At 57.2% G+C, this 761-nt stretch carries 1 protein-coding gene; it reads left to right on the top strand.

The window, feature by feature from the left end:
- Positions 1 to 15: 15 nt before the first annotated feature.
- A partial coding sequence (locus VSR82_RS39885) for an IS110 family RNA-guided transposase (protein ID WP_498858914.1) occupies positions 16 to 761 on the top strand: 746 nt, incomplete at its 3' end.

Below are 761 nucleotides of genomic sequence, written 5' to 3'. Positions count from 1 at the left end.
CTTGGGAGATCTGCCATGCAAAACGTCACATTGGTCGGTATTGATCTGGGTAAGCACGCTTTTCACCTTCATGGTCAGGATACGGCGGGTAAAGCGGTGTTTCGCAGAAAGTTATCGCGCAAGCAACTGATTGAGTTCTTCGCCACGCTCCATCCATGCACGATAGTCATGGAGGCGTGTGCTGGTGCGCACTGCATGGCACGCAAGATCGCCGAACTCGGGCACGAGGCAAAGCTGATCTCGCCGCAGTTCGTACGCCCGTTCGTGAAGAGCAACAAGAACGATTTCGTCGATGCCGAGGCAATCTGCGAAGCAGCTTCCCGACCGTCAATGCGCTTCGTAACGCCGAAGACTGTATCGCAGCAGACACTGTCTGCCCTGCACCGGGTACGCGACTCACTCGTTCGGGACAAGGTTTGCACGACCAATCAGATGCATGGATTCCTGCTTGAATTCGGCGTCACGCTACCTGTCGGCAATGCCGTTGTCAGGCGCCTGCCCGCGTTGCTGGCCGAGCACTCCCTCCCGCCACGTCTCGTCGCGATTCTTGAGCGCCTGCATGCGCATTTCAAATATCTTTCGGAGCAGATTGGCGAGATCGAGAAGGAGCTCAACCGGCAGCTTGCGGATGACGCTATAGCCCAGCGACTGCTTACCATTCCGGGAGTTGGACCGATTACCGCAAGCTTACTTGCCTCAGAACTCGGCGATGGAAAGCAGTATCGATGCGGCCGCGACATTGCCGCTGCCGTCGGACTGGT

Origin of the sequence: Burkholderia sp. JPY481 (assembly GCF_038900515.1) — a bacterium.
Lineage (GTDB): Bacteria > Pseudomonadota > Gammaproteobacteria > Burkholderiales > Burkholderiaceae > Paraburkholderia > Paraburkholderia youngii.
This window is presented reverse-complemented; position numbering and strand designations above follow the sequence as displayed.